Source organism: Nocardia coffeae (assembly GCF_019890715.1).
In the GTDB taxonomy this organism is placed as follows: domain Bacteria; phylum Actinomycetota; class Actinomycetes; order Mycobacteriales; family Mycobacteriaceae; genus Nocardia; species Nocardia jiangxiensis.
On the sequence record NZ_JAINZY010000014.1, the window covers coordinates 144,454 to 161,841 of the forward strand.

Annotated in this window: 23 protein-coding genes and 1 tRNA gene; 14 read left to right on the forward strand and 10 right to left on the reverse strand. The window is 66.8% G+C overall.

What is annotated here, in order from left to right; translation table 11 throughout:
• Positions 1 to 13: 13 nt before the first annotated feature.
• Entirely contained in the window at positions 14 to 655 is a 642-nt protein-coding gene (locus K7711_RS36815; RefSeq protein WP_222975702.1) for a TetR/AcrR family transcriptional regulator, read from the forward strand.
• 60 nt (positions 656 to 715) lie between these two features.
• Here K7711_RS36815 and K7711_RS36820 read toward each other — a convergent pair whose 3' ends face one another.
• Together K7711_RS36820 and K7711_RS36825 are read right to left on the reverse strand one after the other, a co-directional pair.
• Positions 716 to 2,059, reverse strand: a complete 1,344-nt coding sequence (locus K7711_RS36820; protein ID WP_222975704.1) for a GntP family permease — start codon at positions 2,057 to 2,059, stop codon at positions 716 to 718.
• On the reverse strand, positions 2,056 to 3,342 hold the full coding sequence (locus K7711_RS36825) for a hypothetical protein (RefSeq protein ID WP_222975706.1): 1,287 nt from the start codon (positions 3,340 to 3,342) through the stop codon (positions 2,056 to 2,058). The genes K7711_RS36820 and K7711_RS36825 overlap by 4 nt, the downstream gene beginning before the upstream one ends.
• 122 nt (positions 3,343 to 3,464) lie before the next feature.
• On the opposite strand from K7711_RS36825, the gene otnK reads away from it, so the two are divergent.
• From otnK to K7711_RS36855, 6 genes are all read left to right on the forward strand, one after another.
• Complete coding sequence (otnK, locus tag K7711_RS49095; protein ID WP_308015119.1) at positions 3,465 to 4,682, forward strand: 3-oxo-tetronate kinase; 1,218 nt, start codon at positions 3,465 to 3,467, stop codon at positions 4,680 to 4,682.
• A complete protein-coding gene (locus tag K7711_RS36835; protein ID WP_222975708.1) occupies positions 4,679 to 5,344 on the forward strand; it encodes a class II aldolase/adducin family protein in 666 nt (221 codons plus the stop codon). Before otnK ends, K7711_RS36835 begins: the two co-directional genes overlap by 4 nt.
• A gap of 25 nt (positions 5,345 to 5,369) precedes the next feature.
• Complete coding sequence (locus K7711_RS36840) at positions 5,370 to 6,155, forward strand: DeoR/GlpR family DNA-binding transcription regulator (RefSeq protein WP_222975710.1); 786 nt, start codon at positions 5,370 to 5,372, stop codon at positions 6,153 to 6,155.
• Between the two features lie 212 nt (positions 6,156 to 6,367).
• Positions 6,368 to 7,570: a PP2C family protein-serine/threonine phosphatase gene (locus K7711_RS36845; RefSeq protein ID WP_222975712.1), complete on the forward strand. Its 1,203-nt coding sequence runs from the start codon at positions 6,368 to 6,370 to the stop codon at positions 7,568 to 7,570.
• Between the two features lie 50 nt (positions 7,571 to 7,620).
• Positions 7,621 to 8,841 (forward strand): sensor histidine kinase, encoded by a 1,221-nt coding sequence (locus K7711_RS36850; protein ID WP_235748359.1) that lies wholly within the window; start codon positions 7,621 to 7,623, stop codon positions 8,839 to 8,841.
• Positions 8,838 to 9,278, forward strand: a complete 441-nt coding sequence (locus tag K7711_RS36855; protein ID WP_222975716.1) for a response regulator — start codon at positions 8,838 to 8,840, stop codon at positions 9,276 to 9,278. Before K7711_RS36850 ends, K7711_RS36855 begins: the two co-directional genes overlap by 4 nt.
• Positions 9,279 to 9,289: 11 nt before the next feature.
• Here the strand turns inward: K7711_RS36855 and K7711_RS36860 are convergent, their stop codons facing one another.
• Entirely contained in the window at positions 9,290 to 9,655 is a 366-nt protein-coding gene (locus K7711_RS36860) for an anti-sigma factor antagonist (protein ID WP_222975718.1), read from the reverse strand.
• A gap of 178 nt (positions 9,656 to 9,833) precedes the next feature.
• Here K7711_RS36860 and K7711_RS36865 point away from each other — a divergent pair, with 178 nt between their 5' ends.
• The 3 genes from K7711_RS36865 (at position 9,834) to K7711_RS36875 (ending at position 11,810) form a co-directional block, all read left to right on the forward strand.
• Positions 9,834 to 10,265, forward strand: a complete 432-nt coding sequence (locus tag K7711_RS36865) for an ATP-binding protein (protein ID WP_235748360.1) — start codon at positions 9,834 to 9,836, stop codon at positions 10,263 to 10,265.
• Positions 10,262 to 11,029 carry an RNA polymerase sigma factor SigF gene (locus tag K7711_RS36870; RefSeq protein WP_222975720.1) on the forward strand — a complete coding sequence of 256 codons (768 nt, stop codon included), beginning with the start codon at positions 10,262 to 10,264 and terminating at the stop codon, positions 11,027 to 11,029. The genes K7711_RS36865 and K7711_RS36870 overlap by 4 nt, the downstream gene beginning before the upstream one ends.
• A gap of 82 nt (positions 11,030 to 11,111) precedes the next feature.
• Complete coding sequence (locus K7711_RS36875; protein ID WP_222975722.1) at positions 11,112 to 11,810, forward strand: PAS and ANTAR domain-containing protein; 699 nt, start codon at positions 11,112 to 11,114, stop codon at positions 11,808 to 11,810.
• Here the strand turns inward: K7711_RS36875 and K7711_RS36880 are convergent.
• The 4 genes from K7711_RS36880 to K7711_RS36895 form a co-directional block, all read right to left on the reverse strand.
• On the reverse strand, positions 11,807 to 12,298 hold the full coding sequence (locus tag K7711_RS36880) for an ATP-binding protein (RefSeq protein WP_222975724.1): 492 nt from the start codon (positions 12,296 to 12,298) through the stop codon (positions 11,807 to 11,809). The two genes, K7711_RS36875 and K7711_RS36880, sit on opposite strands and share 4 nt — an antisense overlap.
• Entirely contained in the window at positions 12,288 to 12,470 is a 183-nt protein-coding gene (locus K7711_RS36885) for a hypothetical protein (RefSeq protein WP_222975725.1), read from the reverse strand. Before K7711_RS36885 ends, K7711_RS36880 begins: the two co-directional genes overlap by 11 nt.
• A 94-nt stretch (positions 12,471 to 12,564) precedes the next feature.
• On the reverse strand, positions 12,565 to 13,605 hold the full coding sequence (locus tag K7711_RS36890; RefSeq protein WP_222975726.1) for a YdcF family protein: 1,041 nt from the start codon (positions 13,603 to 13,605) through the stop codon (positions 12,565 to 12,567).
• Complete coding sequence (locus K7711_RS36895; protein WP_222975934.1) at positions 13,602 to 13,865, reverse strand: GlsB/YeaQ/YmgE family stress response membrane protein; 264 nt, start codon at positions 13,863 to 13,865, stop codon at positions 13,602 to 13,604. Before K7711_RS36895 ends, K7711_RS36890 begins: the two co-directional genes overlap by 4 nt.
• A gap of 215 nt (positions 13,866 to 14,080) precedes the next feature.
• Here K7711_RS36895 and mbp1 point away from each other — a divergent pair, with 215 nt between their 5' ends.
• The 4 genes from mbp1 to K7711_RS36915 all read left to right on the forward strand — a co-directional run bounded on the left by mbp1 (position 14,081) and on the right by K7711_RS36915 (position 15,532).
• The gene (gene mbp1 / locus K7711_RS36900; protein ID WP_372460222.1) at positions 14,081 to 14,323 is read left to right on the forward strand and encodes a microaggregate-binding protein 1; all 243 of its coding nucleotides are present in this window, start codon (positions 14,081 to 14,083) and stop codon (positions 14,321 to 14,323) included.
• A 39-nt stretch (positions 14,324 to 14,362) separates the two neighbouring features.
• On the forward strand, positions 14,363 to 14,848 hold the full coding sequence (locus K7711_RS36905; protein ID WP_222975728.1) for a Dps family protein: 486 nt from the start codon (positions 14,363 to 14,365) through the stop codon (positions 14,846 to 14,848).
• A gap of 108 nt (positions 14,849 to 14,956) precedes the next feature.
• Entirely contained in the window at positions 14,957 to 15,151 is a 195-nt protein-coding gene (locus K7711_RS36910; protein WP_222975729.1) for a hypothetical protein, read from the forward strand.
• Positions 15,152 to 15,271: 120 nt separating this feature from the next.
• Positions 15,272 to 15,532 (forward strand): hotdog family protein, encoded by a 261-nt coding sequence (locus tag K7711_RS36915; protein WP_222975730.1) that lies wholly within the window; start codon positions 15,272 to 15,274, stop codon positions 15,530 to 15,532.
• A gap of 105 nt (positions 15,533 to 15,637) precedes the next feature.
• Here the strand turns inward: K7711_RS36915 and K7711_RS36920 are convergent, their stop codons facing one another.
• From K7711_RS36920 to K7711_RS36930, 3 genes are all read right to left on the reverse strand, one after another.
• Positions 15,638 to 15,847, reverse strand: a complete 210-nt coding sequence (locus K7711_RS36920) for a DUF397 domain-containing protein (RefSeq protein ID WP_222975731.1) — start codon at positions 15,845 to 15,847, stop codon at positions 15,638 to 15,640.
• Positions 15,848 to 16,505: 658 nt separating this feature from the next.
• Positions 16,506 to 16,853 carry a hypothetical protein gene (locus K7711_RS36925; protein ID WP_222975732.1) on the reverse strand — a complete coding sequence of 116 codons (348 nt, stop codon included), beginning with the start codon at positions 16,851 to 16,853 and terminating at the stop codon, positions 16,506 to 16,508.
• A gap of 250 nt (positions 16,854 to 17,103) precedes the next feature.
• Positions 17,104 to 17,176, reverse strand: a tRNA-Lys gene (locus tag K7711_RS36930).
• Positions 17,177 to 17,388: the final 212 nt, after the last annotated feature.

Here is a 17,388-nt window from a genome sequence, read left to right on the forward strand (position 1 = left end):
GTAAGGTGATGGCATGGCAGACGACGCATCAACCACCCGGACCCGCGTTCGCAACCGCCGTGGCGAAGGCGGCCGCCTGCGCGAGGAGATCGTGACGACAGCAGCCGAGATGCTCGACGAGAACGGCGACGCGAACGTCATCACGCTGCGCTCGGTGGCCCGTCGCGTCGGGATCGCCGCCCCCTCGATCTACCGGCACTTCCCCGACCAGCCCGCCATCGTGCTGGCCGTGGTACGCAGCGCCTTCACCGAACTGGACGAATGGCTGGGCGCGGCCATGGACGCTGCCGACGACACCCCGCGTGCGCAGCTGACGGCCCTGTGGCGCGGATATCTCGAATACGCACAGGCCCATCCGGGCCGTTACCGCATCATGTTCGCGGGATCGTGGGCGCCCGATCCGAACGAGAGTTCCGTGAGCGAGGAGGACCTGGCCACACTCGGCCAGGCGTGTCTGCGGCGACTCGGCAGAGCCCTCGAGAGCTGCGTGAACGTCGGCTGCGCCACCAGCAGCGACCCGGCCGCCGACACGATCGCACTGTGGATCGGCCTACACGGCCTGGCTCACCAGCGACTGGCCTCCCCCGCTTTCCGCTGGCCATCCGATATCGCCGAACGCGTCATCACCCCGCTCGCGCACCTCACCGACAGGTGAGCCGGAATGACGAGTGCCCACCGGCGACGCTCGTGACGCGCCGGTGGGCACCCGGGGTGCTCACACGAACAGTGACAGCACCAGTACGCCCGCGAGTCCGATCACCGACTGGAGCGAAAGCATCAGGGTCCAGGTCCGGAAGGTCTGCTTGACCGACAGCTGGAAGTACTCCTTGAACAACCAGAATCCGGAATCGTTGACATGCGAGAGCATGACCGAGCCGGACGCGGTCGCGAGTACCAGCAACTCCGGCGAGAGTGCGGGGTTCGCCGCCGCGATCGGCGCGACGATGCCCGCCGCGGTGACCGTGGAGACCGTCGCCGAGCCCAGGCAGATCCGCAGCAGCGCCGCGACGACCCACGCCAGCACCAGCGCCGGGATGTGCCAGCCCTGCGCGAAGTCCACGATCACGGCGCTGACACCGGTCTTGGACAGCATCTTGGCCAGGCCACCGCCCGCGCCCACGATCAACAGCACCGGTCCGACGGTCTCGAGCCCGCTCGTCGCGATGCCCTGCAATTGCGCGGCACCCATACCCGAGGTCCGGCCCAGCCCGAACATCGCGACCAGGACCGACAGCAGCAGCGCCACCACGGGGTCGTCGCAGAACGAGAAGATCGTGTGCGCCACACCGTGTCCGGAGGTGTTGTCCACACCGAACGCGCCGATCACCAGCAGTACCGGCGGCAACAGCACCACGCCGAGCGCGAGCCACAGCGGTGGCCGCCGCTCGCCCTTCTCCTCGGCGCCCGCGGCGGGGCCCGCGTCCAGATCCGGCGGGGGTCCGAACCAGCGCCGCGTGAATCGGGTCAGCGCCGGACCGCACAGGATCAGCGTCGGTACCGCGATGATCAGGCCGAAGGCGAGAGTGAGGCCGAAGCTCGCGTGATAGGCGCTCACCGCCGCGGTCGGCGCGGGGTGCGGTGGCAGCAGACCGTGGGCGGTGTAGAGGCCGGCGGCCAGCGGCATGCCGATGAACAGCAGGTGGCTGCCGGTGCGGCGGGCGAGCGCGTACGCGAGCGGCACGAGCATCACGAAGCTGACGTCGAAGATGTTGGGCAGTCCGATGATCAGCGCCGCGACGCCGATGCTGATCGGGATCCACCGCACCGGCCGCTTCCCGACGAACGCGTCCGCGATGCGGTTCGCCCCGCCGGTTCCGGTGATGATCGCACCGAGCAGCGACCCCAGGCCGATGACGGGCGCGGTGTCCGACAGCGTGCCGCCGAACCCGGACTCGAACGCGTCGACCGTGCCCTCGACGCCGAGCCCGCTCGCGAAGCCGAGCAGCACGGCGCCCAGCAGCAGCGCGAGGAACGGGTTCATCTTCAGTTTCACGATCGCCACCACGACCAGCACGATCGCGACGGCGGCGAAGATCAGATGCAGTTGTCCGGTGGTCATCGGGCCGCACCGGCCGAGCGGAACAGAGCGGCCGCGGTGTCGTCGTAGCCGGTGACGTCGTCGAAGGTCAGGAGGTGACCGGCGGGCACGTCGCGCACGAGGCGCGCGCCACCGAGGAGATAGAACGGCAGCGTGTCGTCCGCTCGCGCGGGCAGGATCACCGGATCGATCCCGGCGACCTCGTGGTGGTGGCCCTCGACGGTGAAGGCGTCCCCGGCGCGCAAGGCGCGCGCGGTCCGTCCCGCCAGAACGGCGTGCTGCGCCGGTCGCACAGCGTCCGGGCCGTGTGCGGCGGCGAGGATCGTGAGCGGTGTCTCGATGCCCATCAGGTGGTAGGGCCAGTAGATGCAGGCGTACCGGCCGTCGCGGCTGACGACATGTCCCTTGCCCGCCAACATCTTCCAGGTCTCGGAGTCGTTGGTGCGCACCACGACGAAGACACCGCCCGCGAAACTCGTCTCACCGGGCAGGCGCAGCGCGGAGAAGACATCCACCGAGCGCGGGCGTTCGATGAGCCCGCCGTGCTCGCGCAGGGCATAGACGTCGGCCAGTTCGGCGGGCCGCGCGACGGGGTAGTGCAGGCGTTCGGTGTCCGGCAACGCTCCGGTGTACAGCGAGACCACGGTCATCTCGCAGGAGTCGGCCGCGGCCCGACGCTCGAGTTCGGCGACCACTTCGGCCCGGCGGGAGAGAGTGTCCTGCCGCAGCTCCAGCAGATCCGCCATGACCGGTGCATCGATCGTCGTGTCGAGCTGCGTCAGCCTCCCGGTGGCCGGGTCGAAGATCAGGTCGTACTCGCTGGACTTCCCGAGTGCCACGACCTCCAGCCCGACCCGCTCGACCCAGGCCAGCAGCCGGATCAGGTTCGCGGGCTGGTCGCCTTCGCCGGGCAGGTAGCGCACCCCGGCCGCGGCGGCCTCGCGCGCGAGCGCGACCCCGGCGACGGTCTCGACCTCCTTGCTGACCATCACCACGTGGCAGCCGTGGCCGATCGCGGTCCGGGCGTACGCGACGCCCGCGCCGACGCGGCCGGTGGCCTCCACGAGCACGTCGACTACCGACCAGTCCACCGCGGCCCCGTCCGGCACGACCGCGACGCCGGTGATGCCCAGCTCGGCGAGCATGTCGCGCACACCCGTGACGTCCGGGTCGATCAGGACGGTGGGCACCGCGCCGGGCGTCGTCTTCAACTGGGCCAGCAGCGTGCGGCCATAGCCGCCGCGCGCGCCGGTGACGGCTACCCGGACGGGTGCGCCGGGGGAATCGTTTTCGTGCTGGATCACCATCGGTCCTCGCAGTGCTCGCTGAATGTTGCCACTGTAACATCGGTTCTATAAAATATTCAAAGAAATTCACACAAAGTCACGTATGCTGTCAGGGACAGTCGACGATCGGAGGGAAAGCCGTGGTCAGGATCGGCGTGGTGGCCGACGACTTCACCGGTGCGACGGACATCGCGGCGGCCTACGCGGCACGCGGCAGACGTCCGGTCGTACTCACCGGTCCGGGCGAGGTGCCCGATGACAGCGATGTCGTCGTGGCCGCACTCAAGACCCGCACGGCTCCGGTGGCCGAGGCCGTCGAGGTGTCACTGGGCGCGTTCGAACGCCTGCGCGCGGCGGGGTGCGCGCAGTTCGTGTTCAAGTACTGCTCCACGTTCGACTCCACCGACCGGGGCAACATCGGGCCGGTGCTCGACGCGCTCGCCGAACGCACCGGCGCGGCGCACGTTGTCGTGGCGCCCGCGTTCCCGGACAACGGCCGGACCGTCCGCGACGGCGTGCTGTACGTCGGCGACGTCCCGCTGGCGGACTCGCCGATGCGGCACCACCCGCTCACCCCGATGACCCGCTCGCGCGTCGCGGACCTGCTGCGCCCGCAGACCCGGCACGAGGTCGGCGAGATCCACGCCGACGTCGTGCGCGAAGGTCCCGAGCGGCTGGCCGAGGCACTCGACGCGGCACAACAGAAATACCTGGTCGTGGACACCCTCACCGACGACGACCTCACCGCGATCGCCGCCGCGACAGCGACGGATGTGCTGGTGTCCGGCGCGGCGGGCCTCGCGCTGGGCAGCGCCCTCGGCGACGCCGACCCGGCACACGCCTGGAGCGCACCGGCCGGGCGCCGAATCGTGGTGTGCGGCAGCGCTTCCGCGCGCACCCGGGAACAGGTCCGGCACGCGGCCGAGCAGGGCGCCCCCATGCTCCGCCTCGACGTGGCCGCACTCACCGACGACCCGGACCGGGTGGTGCGAAATGCGTTGTCCTGGTTCGCCGAACAGGATCCGGCGAGCGCGCCGGTGATCTACTCGGTCGGTGATCTCGACGACGTCCGATCCGACCCGCACACCGCGACACGAACGGAGGAAGCGTTGTCCCGCATCGTCGAAGAGGCGGTCGCGGCGGGTGTCACCCAGTGCATCGTGGCGGGCGGGGAGACCTCCGGCGCGGTCGTCGGGCGGCTCGGCGTCGCCGCACTGCGCATCGGCGGGCTGATCGCACCCGGTGTGTGCTGGGCCGAGGGAACCACGGCCACCGGACGTCGCGTGGCACTCGCGCTGAAGTCCGGAAACTTCGGCGCCGCGGACATGTTCAGCACGGCGTGGGAGGCGCTGCGATGATCGACGCACTCGTGGCCGCGGGCCGCCGCCTCGCCGACGCCGGGATCAGTCCAGGCACCAGCGGCAACCTGAGCGTGCGGGACGGCGCCCGGATTCTGATCACGGGCACCGGCGCGGATCTGGGCCGACTGTCGTCGGAGAGCATCGCCGTACTGGACAGCACCGGCACGCACCTGTCCGGACCGCGACCGTCCAAGGAGGTCGCGGTGCACCTGGCGATGTACGCGCGCAACCCCGGGCACACCGCCACGGTGCACGTCCACTCGCCGCACGCCGTCGCCGTGGCCTGCCTGCCGCCGTGGTCGTTCGCCAGTGCCGTTGCGCCCCTTACGCCGTACTTCGTGATGCGGGTCGGGCAGGCGCCGCTGATCCCGTACCGGGCTCCCGGCGACGCCGAACTGGGCGCACTGCTCACCGCGCATCCGCACCCGTTCCGCGCGGCCCTGCTGGCCAATCACGGCCAGGTCACCAGCGGCCCCGACCTCGACGACGCGCTGGTCGCCGCCGTGGAACTCGAACAGGCGTGCCGCATCTCGCTGCTCACCGACGGACGGCGGCCGCGCCTGCTAGACGACGACGCGATCGAGGAACTGACCAACCGGTCCGGCACCACCTGGGACAGCCCGGTGGGAGACACTTCGGGCACCATGTTCACTCGATAGACTGACGGCACAAGGGAGGTCGGAGATGACGGACGCACCGCCGCTGATCCCGGAGCAGCGGCGAGACCTCATCCTCGGGCACCTGCACCGCGACTCCGTACTCAGTTACCGGCAGTTGGCGACGCTCGTCGGGGTGAGTCACATGACGGTCCGCCGCGATGTGGCCGAGCTCGAGCGCCAGGGGCGGGTCGTGGCCACGCAGGGCGGCGCGAAGATCGTCACGCGCCTGGCCACCGAGCCGCCGCGCACCGAGAAGGCCGGCGCCGACGTGGCGCAGAAGGATGCGATGGCGCGGCTGGCGGCCACGCTCGTGCGCGAGTCGATGACGATCTATCTCGACGCGGGCACCACACTGCAGGCGATGCGCCCGCACCTGGCGGACTTCCGCGATCTCACCGTGGTCACCAACGATCTCGTCATCGCCACGTCCTATGTGGACCATCCCTCGATCGAGATCATCACCCTCGGCGGGCGGGTCGAGAAACGCAACCAGTCCACCGTCGGCCGCCTCCCGGCGCTGACGCTGCACGAACTCTCGCTCGACATCGCATTCCTGAGCACCAGTTCCTGGGACCTGCGTCGCGGCGTAACGATCCCCGCGGAGTCCAAGGTCGAACCGAAACGTGCCGCGGTCGCCGCCGCGAGCATGTCGGTATTGGTGGCGGCCAGCTCGAAGTACGGCACGTTCGGCCGATACCGCATCCTCGGCCTGGACGAACTGGACCTGGTGGTGACCGACGACGGTCTCCCGGAGGCCCGCGCCGCCGAGATCACGGCGGTGACCGGCGTCGAGGTCCGCCGCGCGGACTGAGCGCCGCTGCGAGGTTCTCGAAGCCGGCACGTCGGCCGTGGATTTCCCTATCCGACAACGAAATACGCCGACGATGCCGATCGGCGCGGTCCCCGTTTCGACAGTGCCCGCGGTGGATCGGCTACGATCATCGCTGCCTCACGGTCCAGCAACCGGCCGATGAGCTGGTCGGCTTGTGCGCAAGTCGCGAGATCATTGTGATCGGAGGCTGTATGTCGGTGTGTGCCGACGATGCTGCTGGAATCGTTGCCGCACTGCAGGAATTGGCGATCCTGCTCGTCGAAGACGATCCCGGCGATGCCGCTCTCGTGGAGGAATTGGTCGGCGACGAGGCGCAGCTGCGAATGCACTGGGTGCGGTCGATAGCCGACGCCGGCGAGTATCTGACCAACCGGGTCCCGGATTGTGTGTTACTGGACCTGCATCTTCCCGATGCGCAGGGCATCGAGGCGCTGGCACGCATCCACGAATACACCGACGTCGCCGTCGTTGTCATGACCGGGCTCGACGAGGAACGGACCGGTCTGGCCGCAGTCGCCGCCGGAGCCCAGGACTATCTGGTGAAGGGCCGCGTCGAGCCGGAGCTGTTCGGCCGATCCGTGCGCTACGCCGTTCAGCGTAAACAGGCCGAACGTGCGACGGTGGCGCTGCACGCCAGCCAGATGCGCGCCCGGGAGAACGCTCGCTTGGAACGCGGTCTGCTACCGACACCTCTGCTACCGAACGACAGTGCGGTGCAGGTGATCTCGCGATATCGCCCGGGCCGGGATCACGCGTTGCTGGGTGGGGACTTCTACGACGTCGTACAGGATCACGCGGGCCTGGTGCACGCGGTCATCGGCGATGTGTCCGGGCACGACCCCGACGCCGCCGCCACCGGGGTGGCGCTGCGATTGGCTTGGCGCACACTGGTTCTCAGCGGCATCGTCGGAATGCGCCAGCTGCAGTTGCTGGAACGGGTGCTGCTGGCCGAGCGCGCCGATCGGCAGACCTTCGCGACCGCAACCACTCTCGTGCTGGACCCGGTCTCCCGCACGGTCTGGGTTCGCCGGGCCGGACATCCCGGCTTGCTGGTGCATTCGGGCGCCGAGCTGCACTGGCTGGAGGTGCCCGGCGGCCCCGCGCTGGGCTTCGTTCCGCGAGACGCGCAATGGCCCTCGCACGAACTGTCCCTGCCGGTCGGCACCAGTCTGATGTTGTTGACCGACGGGCTGTTCGAGGGCTGCGTCGACGCCGCGAAGAACCGGCTCGGCGAGCAGGGCCTGCTCGAGCTGGCCCGGGACATGATCGCAGCCGCGCCCGAGCAGTTCGTCGACGACGTGATCGCCCGCGTCGAGGATCTGGCGGAGGCGGCCGGCGGCCTGGAAGACGATCTGGCGATCCTGCACCTCCGGTGGCGGTCGGAGGCCGTCTGAACATGCCGATACCTTTCACACGACAACCTTCCCTACGACGCGATTCCGGAATGATCTCGCGATCGACCGTGCAGAGCTGGTTCCACGTGGTGCTCACCTGCATGATCGTGCTGGTGATCGTCGGCGCTTTCGCCGGTTCGCGAGTGATCGGTCATACCGACCGGGTCAGCGACAGACTGCTCGACCGAGCGACGCCCGCCGGCGCGGCGACCACCGAACTCGAGCACGCCCGCGCGGTGCGCGACGGCGTACTCGTCGGCATGGTCGTCCTGTTCGTGCTCACCGCACTCGTCCTGACGATCGCGGTGCGACGTTTGGTCGCCCGCCCGCTGCACTATCTGACCACCGCGTCGCGCCTGGTCGCCGACGGCGACTTCGGGCATCGCATCGACGCGCACGGTCCGGCGGACCTGGTTGCCGTCGCGACCGCGGTGGAGGAGATGCGCCGACGCATCGTCGCCGAACTGAGCGCCTCGCGTGATGCGACCGCAATTCTGCAGCAGCAGAAGATATTTCTGGATGCTCAGGCAGTCGAGTTGCGCCGATCCAATGCGGAACTCGAGCAGTTCGCCTACGTCGCCTCACATGATCTGCAGGAGCCGCTGCGCAAGGTCGCTTCGTTCTGCCAACTGCTGGACAAGCGCTACGGCGACACCCTCGACGAGCGCGGCACCCAGTATCTCCACTACGCCGTGGACGGCGCCAAACGGATGCAGGTGCTGATCAACGATCTGCTCACCTTCTCCCGGGTCGGTCGCTCCGGCGGCGTCAGCGTTCCGACCGCACTCGATCGGCCGCTGGACAAGGCGATCGGCAATCTGTCGTCGCTGATCGAGGAGACCGGCGCCCACATCGAGCGCCCCGAAACACTGCCCGAGATCGTCGGCGAATCGGTGCTGCTGACCATGCTGTGGCAGAACCTGCTCGGCAACGCGATCAAGTTCCGCCGTCCCGGCAGCGAGCCGGCGGTCCGGGTGACCTGTGCACCCGACGAGGACGGTGGCTGGCGATTCTCGGTGTCGGACAACGGAATCGGCATCGCACCGGAATTCACGAAGAAGGTGTTCGTCATCTTTCAGCGGCTGCACGGCCGTGACGAATACAGCGGCACGGGCATCGGCTTGGCCATCTGCAAGAAGATCGTCGAATACCACGGTGGCCGCATCTGGATCGACATCGACTACGCCGACGGCAGCCGGTTCTGGTTCACCTTGCGCGGCACCGACCTCACCCTCACCGAAATTCTCGAACCCGAAGGAACCAACGCATGACCCGTAGTGCCCGGCCGATCGATATCCTGCTCGTCGAGGACGACCCCGCCGATGAGCTGATGACCCGAGAAGCCTTCGAGGACAACAAGATCGGCAACACTCTGCACGTCGTCCGGGACGGCCGGGAGGCGCTGGACTTCCTTTACCGGCACGGCCCGTTCGCCGATGCTCCGCGACCGGACCTGATCCTGCTCGACCTGAACCTGCCCAAATACGACGGACGCGAAGTGCTGGGCAAGATCAAGTCCGACCCGGATCTGGCACACATCCCGGTGGTCGTGCTCACCACTTCGGCGGCCGAGGAGGATATCCTGCGCAGCTACCGGCTGCACGCGAACGCCTACGTCACCAAACCTGTCGACATCGATCAATTCATCGCCGCGATCAAACAGATCGATGATTTCTTCGTCCAGGTCGTGCGATTGCCCGGCCGATGAGGCCCGAGGACTCAGCCGGCCGCGATCGGTTCTCCGGAGGCCAGCGCGTCATCGAGCGTGGCGAACACCGCGAGCACCTTGTCCAGCCCGGTCACCTCGATGGGTCGGCGCACAGCGCTCGAGGCCACCACCCGCAATTTCTGCGGCTCGGCTCCTTCGGCGGCGGCCAGCAGCGCGCTGAGCCCGGCGGAACCCATGAACCCGACCTCGGACATGTCGACGACCACATCCACACCGTCGTCGTGAGCCTGCTCGAGCGACGACTGCAGCAGCGGCACCGACAGGATGTCGATTTCCCCCCGAGCCGCGATCACCGTGGCACCGTCGAGGGTGTACACCTCGACATCGAGCACACGCGCGGCATCTTCCCTGCTCATCGCCACCGTCTTCCTCCGTCGCATCGGATCGACGCCGCGTGAGGCCACAGCGCGAACTCACCTCAGAATACCCCGCCACCGGCGGGATCAATCACCGAGCATCGTGGGAAACCGGCTGTTCGTACGCTCGTACGCGTTCGCTGATTCGGTGTAGGGCACGGCATTCGGGAGGTAAGGAATGGATTTGAACGAGAAGGCATCCGCGATATCGGCGCGCACCCGCACGATGGCAATTCGGGTACGCGCGGACTTCGAAGAACTCGCAATGCTGCGAGCAGTGGCGGAAACCATCGCTCTGGTGGCCGATTTCGGCATCGACGAGGTGACCGACATCCGGCTCGCACTGGAAGAGGTTGCCACCGCGCTGATTCAGGACGCGGTACCCGAGTCCGAGCTCGACTGCACGATCGGTTATCGCGACGCGACGATGGAAATCCGGGTGTCGGCGATCACCACCTCCGACAGCGGGCCGGATCAGCACGCCATCGGCTGGCATATCGTGTCCACCCTCACCGACTCGGTCACGGTCGCAGTCGACCCGTCCGCGGACATACCCGACGGATATCGCACGAACGTGACGTTTCGCTGGACCCGTGACGGTGATCAATGACGGGCGAGGGCTACGACAACATCGAACCACTGTTCACCGAATTGGCCGCACTCTCGGCCGACGATCCGCAGCGCCGGATGCTGCGCGAGCAGATCATCTCCCGCTGCCTGCCGGTGGCCGAGCATATCGCCCGAAAATTCACCGGCCGTGGCGAGAATTTCGACGATCTGCTGCAGATCGCCCGAGTCGGATTGGTCGTCGCGGTGGATCGCTTCGATCCCGATGTCGGCTCGACATTTCTCGGCTACGCGGTGCCGACCGTCATGGGTGAGGTGCGCCGGCACTTCCGCGACCATGCCTGGGCGGTGCGAGTTCCACGGCGGCTCAAGGAAATTCAGAGCAGACTGGGAGCGGCGTCCGAAGCGCTGACCCAACGACTGGGCCGGGTGCCCACGGCTCGTGAGATCGCCGCCGAGCTCGGGAGCGATCTCGCCGAGGTGACCCAGGCGCTGATCGCCCGCAATGCCTACCAGACCTCGTCACTGGATGGCAGCGACAGCGACGGGGACACCCCACCCACGCGCTCCGCGCTGGACACCCTCGGCGCGGAGGAACCGCAGTTCGAGGTCATCGACAGCTACCTGGCGGTCGCACCGCTGCTCGGTGCGCTGCCGGACCGGGAGCGAACGATACTGACCATGCGGTTCTACCGTTCGATGTCGCAACAGGAGATCGCCGACCAGCTCGGATGCTCGCAGATGCAGGTGTCCCGAATCCTCACGAAGACTCTGCGGACACTGCGCGATCAAGCCCTGCCGGACTGATCCGGACAACAGGGCCATTCCAGGCGCGAGCAATCCGCCCCTGGGCGTCGCCGATCCGACCACCAGGGCGGATAATGTGCCAATGATCGATGGTGGAGAGCTCGACCCGCAATTCGCGACGGCGCTCGGCAGCGTGATCGGCAACGAGCCGTGCTCCAACGCGGGCGAGTTCAGGTTTTCACTCACCGAGCAGCGATGGGAATGGTCCGACGAGTTGGCGCGCATGTTCGGCTACGAGCCCGGCACCGTCGAGCCGACCACGGAACTGCTGCTGTCCCATCAGCATCCCGACGACCGCGCCGACATCGAAGTGGTGTTCGAGAAGTTCATGAAGTGCGGCGAGCCGTTCTGTGGCCGGCATCGGATCATCGATACCGACGGCGAAGTGCACGAAATGATCGTCATCGGCGAGTACGAGACCGACGAGGACGGGGCAGTGGTCGGGACCACCGGGTACTACGTCGACCTCAGCGACGCACTCGAGCAGGAACGCAACGAAACCCTCAGCGAGGCGTTGCCCGACGTGATCGCCAGCAGGGCGCCCATCGAGCAGGCCAAAGGCATGTTGACCCTGGTCTACAACCTGAACTCCGAACAGGCTTTCGCGGTGCTGAAGTGGCGTTCCCAGCAGACCAACACCAAACTGCGCGATCTGGCCGCGCAATTGGTCGAGGACGCGAAACAGCTGGACCCGAACGGCGCCGGTCTGCGCACGAGATTCGATCACGTCCTGCTGACCGTGCACGAACGAGCCTGCCGGGCGAGCGAGGACACCGCCTAGGTCTGCGCCGGGCCCGCTCTGCCGGGCCCGTGCGCCGGGCCCGAACCGAGTGGAATTCCGGCCGCACTCCCGGTCCGGATCGGAGCCCGCATATCGACGACCGTGCCGCCATCGCCGGTCGTGATGACAACCCGGGGAATCAGTGTGCGGACGATGGCCAGCCCGCGCCCCCGGATCGGATCCGCAGCCGCGCCCTGCGGCTTCCACCTGCCGTGATCGGCGACGACGATGCGCACGTGATCACCCTCGACGCGAGCGGTCAGCGAGACGAACCCCCCGTCGTCGCGGTGGCCGTGCTCGATGGCATTGGCACAGACCTCGTCGACGGCCAGCAGGATATCGAGAGCTCGGTCGGTGGTCACCGAGCGACGCTCGAGCCACCCCCGCACGCTGTGGCGGACGTCGGCGAGTTCGCCGGCCACGGCCGGAAAGTTCAGTTCCAGCGGGTCGGCCGACTCGTTCGCGGGTTCATTCGGATCACATCGCAAGATCAACCTTCGCCACGTCGGGCACCTCGATGGTTTCCCGCGGATCGCCGACACCTCGGAATACTGCCTGTATCCGGCGCTGTCGGCTGAACGCCACGCTACCGTAGGCCACGATCATCGATACGGCCGGAACTCCGAGCGCGACTGCGATCAGCGCCATCAGCAACTCCACGTCTTTTCCTCCTGTGCAGCGGCACCGTGCTGCGCGCCGCCTTCGGCATGCCCCTCTGCAATGACCGGTTTTCGCGCCGGGCAAACAACGGCCGTCACCGGGGCACGACGCCGACGACGATGGCAGCGAGAGCGACGACTGCGCCTGTGGCAACGATCAGATGGGTGCGCCGGTACTGGGTCACCAGCACGGCGAAGAATTCCCGCAGAAATGCCGCGGGGATGAAGTAGCCGGCGGTACGGGCCCCCACGACTTGGGCGTCGATTTCGAGGCGACGGGTGAACACGGCAGTGCGCAGAACATGAAAGTCACTGGTGACCATGGTCATTCGAATCCTGTCGCGAGGAGTGCCACGAACGGCCAACTCACGCACGCAGTTCTCGATATTTTCCGCGGTATTGCGTGAATGCCTTTCTCGCACGATGCAATGCGCATGCACACCGTGTGTGGCGAGGTAACGGGCCATCGCATCGGCTTCGGAGGTCGCCTCGTCGGGGCCCTGCCCGCCGCAGGTGACGACAACCGGGAGCGCACCGGCGTCCACCGCCGTGCGGTACGCACGGATGCCCCGATCGAGCCGCGCGGCGAGCAACGGCGTCACCGAGCCACGATGCAGTCCACAGCCGAGGATCACCACGGCGTCGGCCTGCGGCCGATCCGGAAGATTGCTGTACAGCAGCGCATAACCACCGAACGCGATCAGGTGGGCGACGAAGTATCCGCCGAGCGCACAGCACAGGACGGTCAGCCAGGTCAGCCGAGTCGGAGCCGCGGGCTGCACGACAACCACGGCGATCCCGGCGGACAGCAGCATCAGCCCGGCGCCCACCACCACCGGGGTGAGCGTGGTCGGCGACCGTCCTTCTTTCCGGATCACCGCAATACCGTTGGCCAGCAACACGATACCGATCACGACAGGCAGGAATGTCGCGACCGCCGCCAGCCGGGGCCGTGGCACGACCAGTGGTGCGGAGCCAGCGACGACCACGCCGATACCCGATCCGAGCAGCACGACGGCCGCCAGCAGAAGCACTCCCGTCGACACTCGCCGCGGATCCCGGGTCACGCGCAGGATCCCGACGGTCGCCGCGATCGAACCGGACACCAACAGCGCCACAGGCTCCCAAACGGTCACACTCGCGACCGGACCGTGTTGAAGATCAGCAGCACGATCACCGCACCGACGATCGAGCCGAGGAACAGATGATGCACCGGGGGGTGCACGCTGAAAATGTGTGGTGCGAATACCAGGCTGCCGAGAGTGCCACCCACGTAGCTGCCCACGATGCCCACGACGATGGTGGCCAGCCAGCCGATGCGCTGGCGGCCCGGAATCAACAGGCGGGCGATCGCGCCGGCGATCAATCCGATGATGATCATGGTGATGATTCCCATGGCAGTGCTCCCTAACAGTGTTGCGGTGGCGTGGTTTTCGCCGGGTGTAACAGGTACCTGGCGATACCCCTCATGCCGGATGTCAAACCGCCCGACGATTTCGGTGGCGCAGACCACGATCGGTCCGCGATTGAATCCCGGTTCCGCGGGTATCGCCGCCGTACGGGTTCAGCCCAGGTGCCCGTCGAAGTACCCCCACACCGGAGGTAATTGTGGTGCAAGACAACAACGGTCCGCGCGATGCGATCGAAGGCGTCGTCGATGACGTGAAGGGCAAGGCCAAGGAGGTCGCCGGCGTCGTGATCGAGGACGAGGACCTCAAAGCCGAGGGCCATGCGCAACAGGACAAGGCGCGCGCCCAGCGCACCGCCGTCCAGAAGGACGCCGAAGCCGAAAAGGCTCGTCTGGACGCGGAGATCGCCCGGAATCGCCAAGCCGGTTACCAGCACGACCAGTAACGCGAGTCACCGATCTCGACCGAACAGGAGGTACCGGGTATGCCGGAACCGATCACCAGCACGCTCGACGACGAACAGCAGCGGATCGCCGGTGAGGCATTGCGCGGCACTGTGGCGGATCTGATCGATCTTTCACTGATCGCCAAGCAGGCGCACTGGAACGTCATCGGACAGAGCTTCCGATCCGTCCATCTCGCGTTGGACGAACTAGTCACCGCTGCAAGGGATTTCACCGACAGCGTTGCCGAGCGGGCCACGGCGATCGGAGTCAGCCCGGACGGACGCGCGCGCACGGTGGCCGAGCAGTCCTCAGCGATCGGTTTCAACGAGGGCTGGCAGCCCGATACCGCCGTGATCGAGGCGATCGTCGCGAATCTGACGGCGGTCATCGTGCGACTGCGCGAGCGCATCGACGCCACCGACAAGGCCGATCCCGTCACACAGGACCTGTTCATCGGCATTTCCGCCCGACTCGAACAACTGCACTGGATGTGGCAGGCGCAGGTGGCGACCGTGCCGAAATGATCGTCGGTCCACAGTGTCCGGGCCGGGCAGTGTCACTGCCCGGCCCGCTCCCCCGCCGGATGTCAGCTACCGGGAATCGGTAGCTGCGACCGAGAATTGGAGGCAGGAATGCCGAATCGTCACCTTCTCGCCAAGCTGGGCGCATCCGCCGTGCTCGCCGCGGCGGCACTCGGCGTCAGCGCGGGATCGGCCACGGCACACACGCCGTCCCGCGTCATGCCGACGCAGGAGCCACTCACCATCTCGCCGGATCCGCTGGGCTGCCTGCTGTCGACCGGTTCCTCGGCGTTCTGCATCGGCTGACACGGCCTCACTGCATTCGGGCTGCGGCGCAGATCGATACCCTGGGCAATCCGGCCGGGATCGGATCGAGCAGGCCCGACATCAACCCGATCGCCCTGAGCGACTCGACCGTCGCGAGCAGTGCGCGCTGCCGAAGCCGGTCCACCCGGAGACACCCTGTCCGGCCGGGTCACGATCGCCGAGGTCGCGCCGCCGCGGGGCGGGCGAGCGAGGGTCCGCATTCGGGGGGAACTCGCCAACCAGCATGATGAGCGCGTCATGATCATCGAACTCGATGGCTACGTCCGCAGCCGAGGCAACACCGCCGCCGCACCTACGGGGCCGCTGATCTCGCTGTCCACGCCGAGCGCCGCCCAGCCGCATTCGGCGAAGGATTTGTGAGCGCGCGAACCCGTCGGATGTGACGACCGCGCCACCGGCCAGCACACCGCCGTCCTTGTCGCCGACGGTGTGTTGGGCTGTGCTGATTCGTCCCGGGCCGAATTCCTAAGCAGGCTGGTTGAACGCGCCGTTCTTGACTCCGGCCGTGAAGGCGTCCCACTCCGATGACGAGAAGACCAGTACCGGACCGACAGGGTTCTTCGAGTCACGTACTCCGACCATCCCCCCATCCAAACCGGCAACTTCGACGCAGTAGCGACTGCTCATGCTGCGGCTGCTCTTGAACCACTTGGCTGCGGACACATCAATACTCATGCTCAACACTCCTTCGTTATCTCCTCGATGAGGCTTTCAGGTGTCCTGCTTGAAAAACGCTACTCGCTCGATGTTGGTACCGCCAGCCCGCTCGAAGTGTGGAGCATTTCTTTATGCGGCCTCATTTCGTGACCTTTATACGGTCTCATTTCGTGACCTGGTTGCAGCGGTCTCCGAGCGCACGGCGGCCATGTGGGTGTCGTAGTCGATCGGCGACAGTCCGCCGCACAGTGAGTGCCTGCGGGAGAGGCATTTTCGATGATTTGCGCCTCGACGTTCGACTGCTCGGGTCGGTGCCGTCGACTCGCTCGCCGGACGTACTTCGGCAGCTCTCGACATGCGTGGGGCGTTCGTATGATTCGATCACCCGGTTCCAGTCCGGGATGGCCGACATCAAATGACAGCCTGCTATGCCTTCCACGCGTTCCCAGCGATTTTCGAACGACTCGGATAGCGATGCCAGAACGCGTTCGCCATTTTCTGCAGCGCCGAGCGACGGGCAGCCGATAACTCCGCTCTCGCTGTATACATACATTCCTGACAGGAGCAAGAATGGTCGATTATCAACCCAGTGTTGTGTCCCTCACGAAGGAGTTCTGATGCGGAATGCGGCAAGATGAAAGTTTCGAGTCCTCCGATATACATAACCTCGTGCGAATTACCTGCCGTTGATCCTTGTCCAGTCCTGCACGGGAACGATCCCCGGGGCGAGAAACTCGAAGCCGCCGTAGCAGCGACAGTCACGGCCGCGCTGGACGATACGTCGGCGGCGATGGGCAGATCCGCGCTGAGATATTTCTCGGGACGACCATAGCGGCGCGGCGGCACGTAACTCGATCGAACCGCGCTCACGGGCGAGCCGGACAGTCACAGTGGTGCGCAGCGTAGCCGCCACGCACCAACTGCCGAAGTTGCGGACCATGCCGTTGCCGATGGCCTTGGTCAGGTCGGTGATCCCCGACAGAGGCGTCCCGGTCAGGTCCACATCGCGCATCGCGGTCAGCACCTCCGACGAGGCTCGCTACATCACCCGAGTCAAGCCCCGGGCCGACGTCGGAGGCGATCTGCACTTCAGAGAGGGGGTTACCGAGCGGCACTACACTGTGTCGCCGGAGCAGGCGCAGGATTCATCAGTGATGCTGGAGAAGGGTCTGGGCTGGGCCAGTTGATGGAGGGCGCGGTCCGCGATTCTTGGTGTATTTTTGGTATTCGGCTGACAGGCCGAGAAGAATATCGGGATTGACCTGGTGATTAGGTGCGCCATCAGGGACTCGAACCCCGAACCCGCTGATTAAGAGTCAGCTGCTCTGCCAATTGAGCTAATGGCGCTGGTGCAGTATTCCTTTCCGGGGCCCTCGGGCTCCGTTCCGGTGCGAGGGAAACCATAACAGTTCAGCGCTCGTAACGTGAAATCGCCTGGTCAACAGGGGTGGTGGTGAATGGATCGTCGTGTTTGCCAGGCGGCGGCGGTTCCGGCTGGCAGTATGAGGAGCGCGTGGTCTCGGTTCATCCTTGTGGGTATCTGGTGAGTTGCGCAGCCG

Excerpts from the sequence above, each read along its gene's own strand:
- K7711_RS36815 (WP_222975702.1), top strand. The coding sequence starts at position 14 with ATGGCAGACGACGCATCAACCACCCGGACCCGCGTTCGCAACCGCCGT.
- K7711_RS36820 (WP_222975704.1), bottom strand. The coding sequence starts at position 2,059 with ATGACCACCGGACAACTGCATCTGATCTTCGCCGCCGTCGCGATCGTG.
- K7711_RS36835 (WP_222975708.1), top strand. The coding sequence starts at position 4,679 with ATGATCGACGCACTCGTGGCCGCGGGCCGCCGCCTCGCCGACGCCGGG.
- K7711_RS36840 (WP_222975710.1), top strand. The coding sequence starts at position 5,370 with ATGACGGACGCACCGCCGCTGATCCCGGAGCAGCGGCGAGACCTCATC.
- K7711_RS36845 (WP_222975712.1), top strand. The coding sequence starts at position 6,368 with ATGTCGGTGTGTGCCGACGATGCTGCTGGAATCGTTGCCGCACTGCAG.
- K7711_RS36850 (WP_235748359.1), top strand. The coding sequence starts at position 7,621 with ATGATCTCGCGATCGACCGTGCAGAGCTGGTTCCACGTGGTGCTCACC.
- K7711_RS36855 (WP_222975716.1), top strand. The coding sequence starts at position 8,838 with ATGACCCGTAGTGCCCGGCCGATCGATATCCTGCTCGTCGAGGACGAC.
- K7711_RS36860 (WP_222975718.1), bottom strand. The coding sequence starts at position 9,655 with ATGAGCAGGGAAGATGCCGCGCGTGTGCTCGATGTCGAGGTGTACACC.
- K7711_RS36865 (WP_235748360.1), top strand. The coding sequence starts at position 9,834 with ATGGATTTGAACGAGAAGGCATCCGCGATATCGGCGCGCACCCGCACG.
- K7711_RS36870 (WP_222975720.1), top strand. The coding sequence starts at position 10,262 with ATGACGGGCGAGGGCTACGACAACATCGAACCACTGTTCACCGAATTG.
- K7711_RS36875 (WP_222975722.1), top strand. The coding sequence starts at position 11,112 with ATGATCGATGGTGGAGAGCTCGACCCGCAATTCGCGACGGCGCTCGGC.
- K7711_RS36895 (WP_222975934.1), bottom strand. The coding sequence starts at position 13,865 with ATGGGAATCATCACCATGATCATCATCGGATTGATCGCCGGCGCGATC.
- K7711_RS36905 (WP_222975728.1), top strand. The coding sequence starts at position 14,363 with ATGCCGGAACCGATCACCAGCACGCTCGACGACGAACAGCAGCGGATC.
- K7711_RS36910 (WP_222975729.1), top strand. The coding sequence starts at position 14,957 with ATGCCGAATCGTCACCTTCTCGCCAAGCTGGGCGCATCCGCCGTGCTC.
- K7711_RS36920 (WP_222975731.1), bottom strand. The coding sequence starts at position 15,847 with ATGAGTATTGATGTGTCCGCAGCCAAGTGGTTCAAGAGCAGCCGCAGC.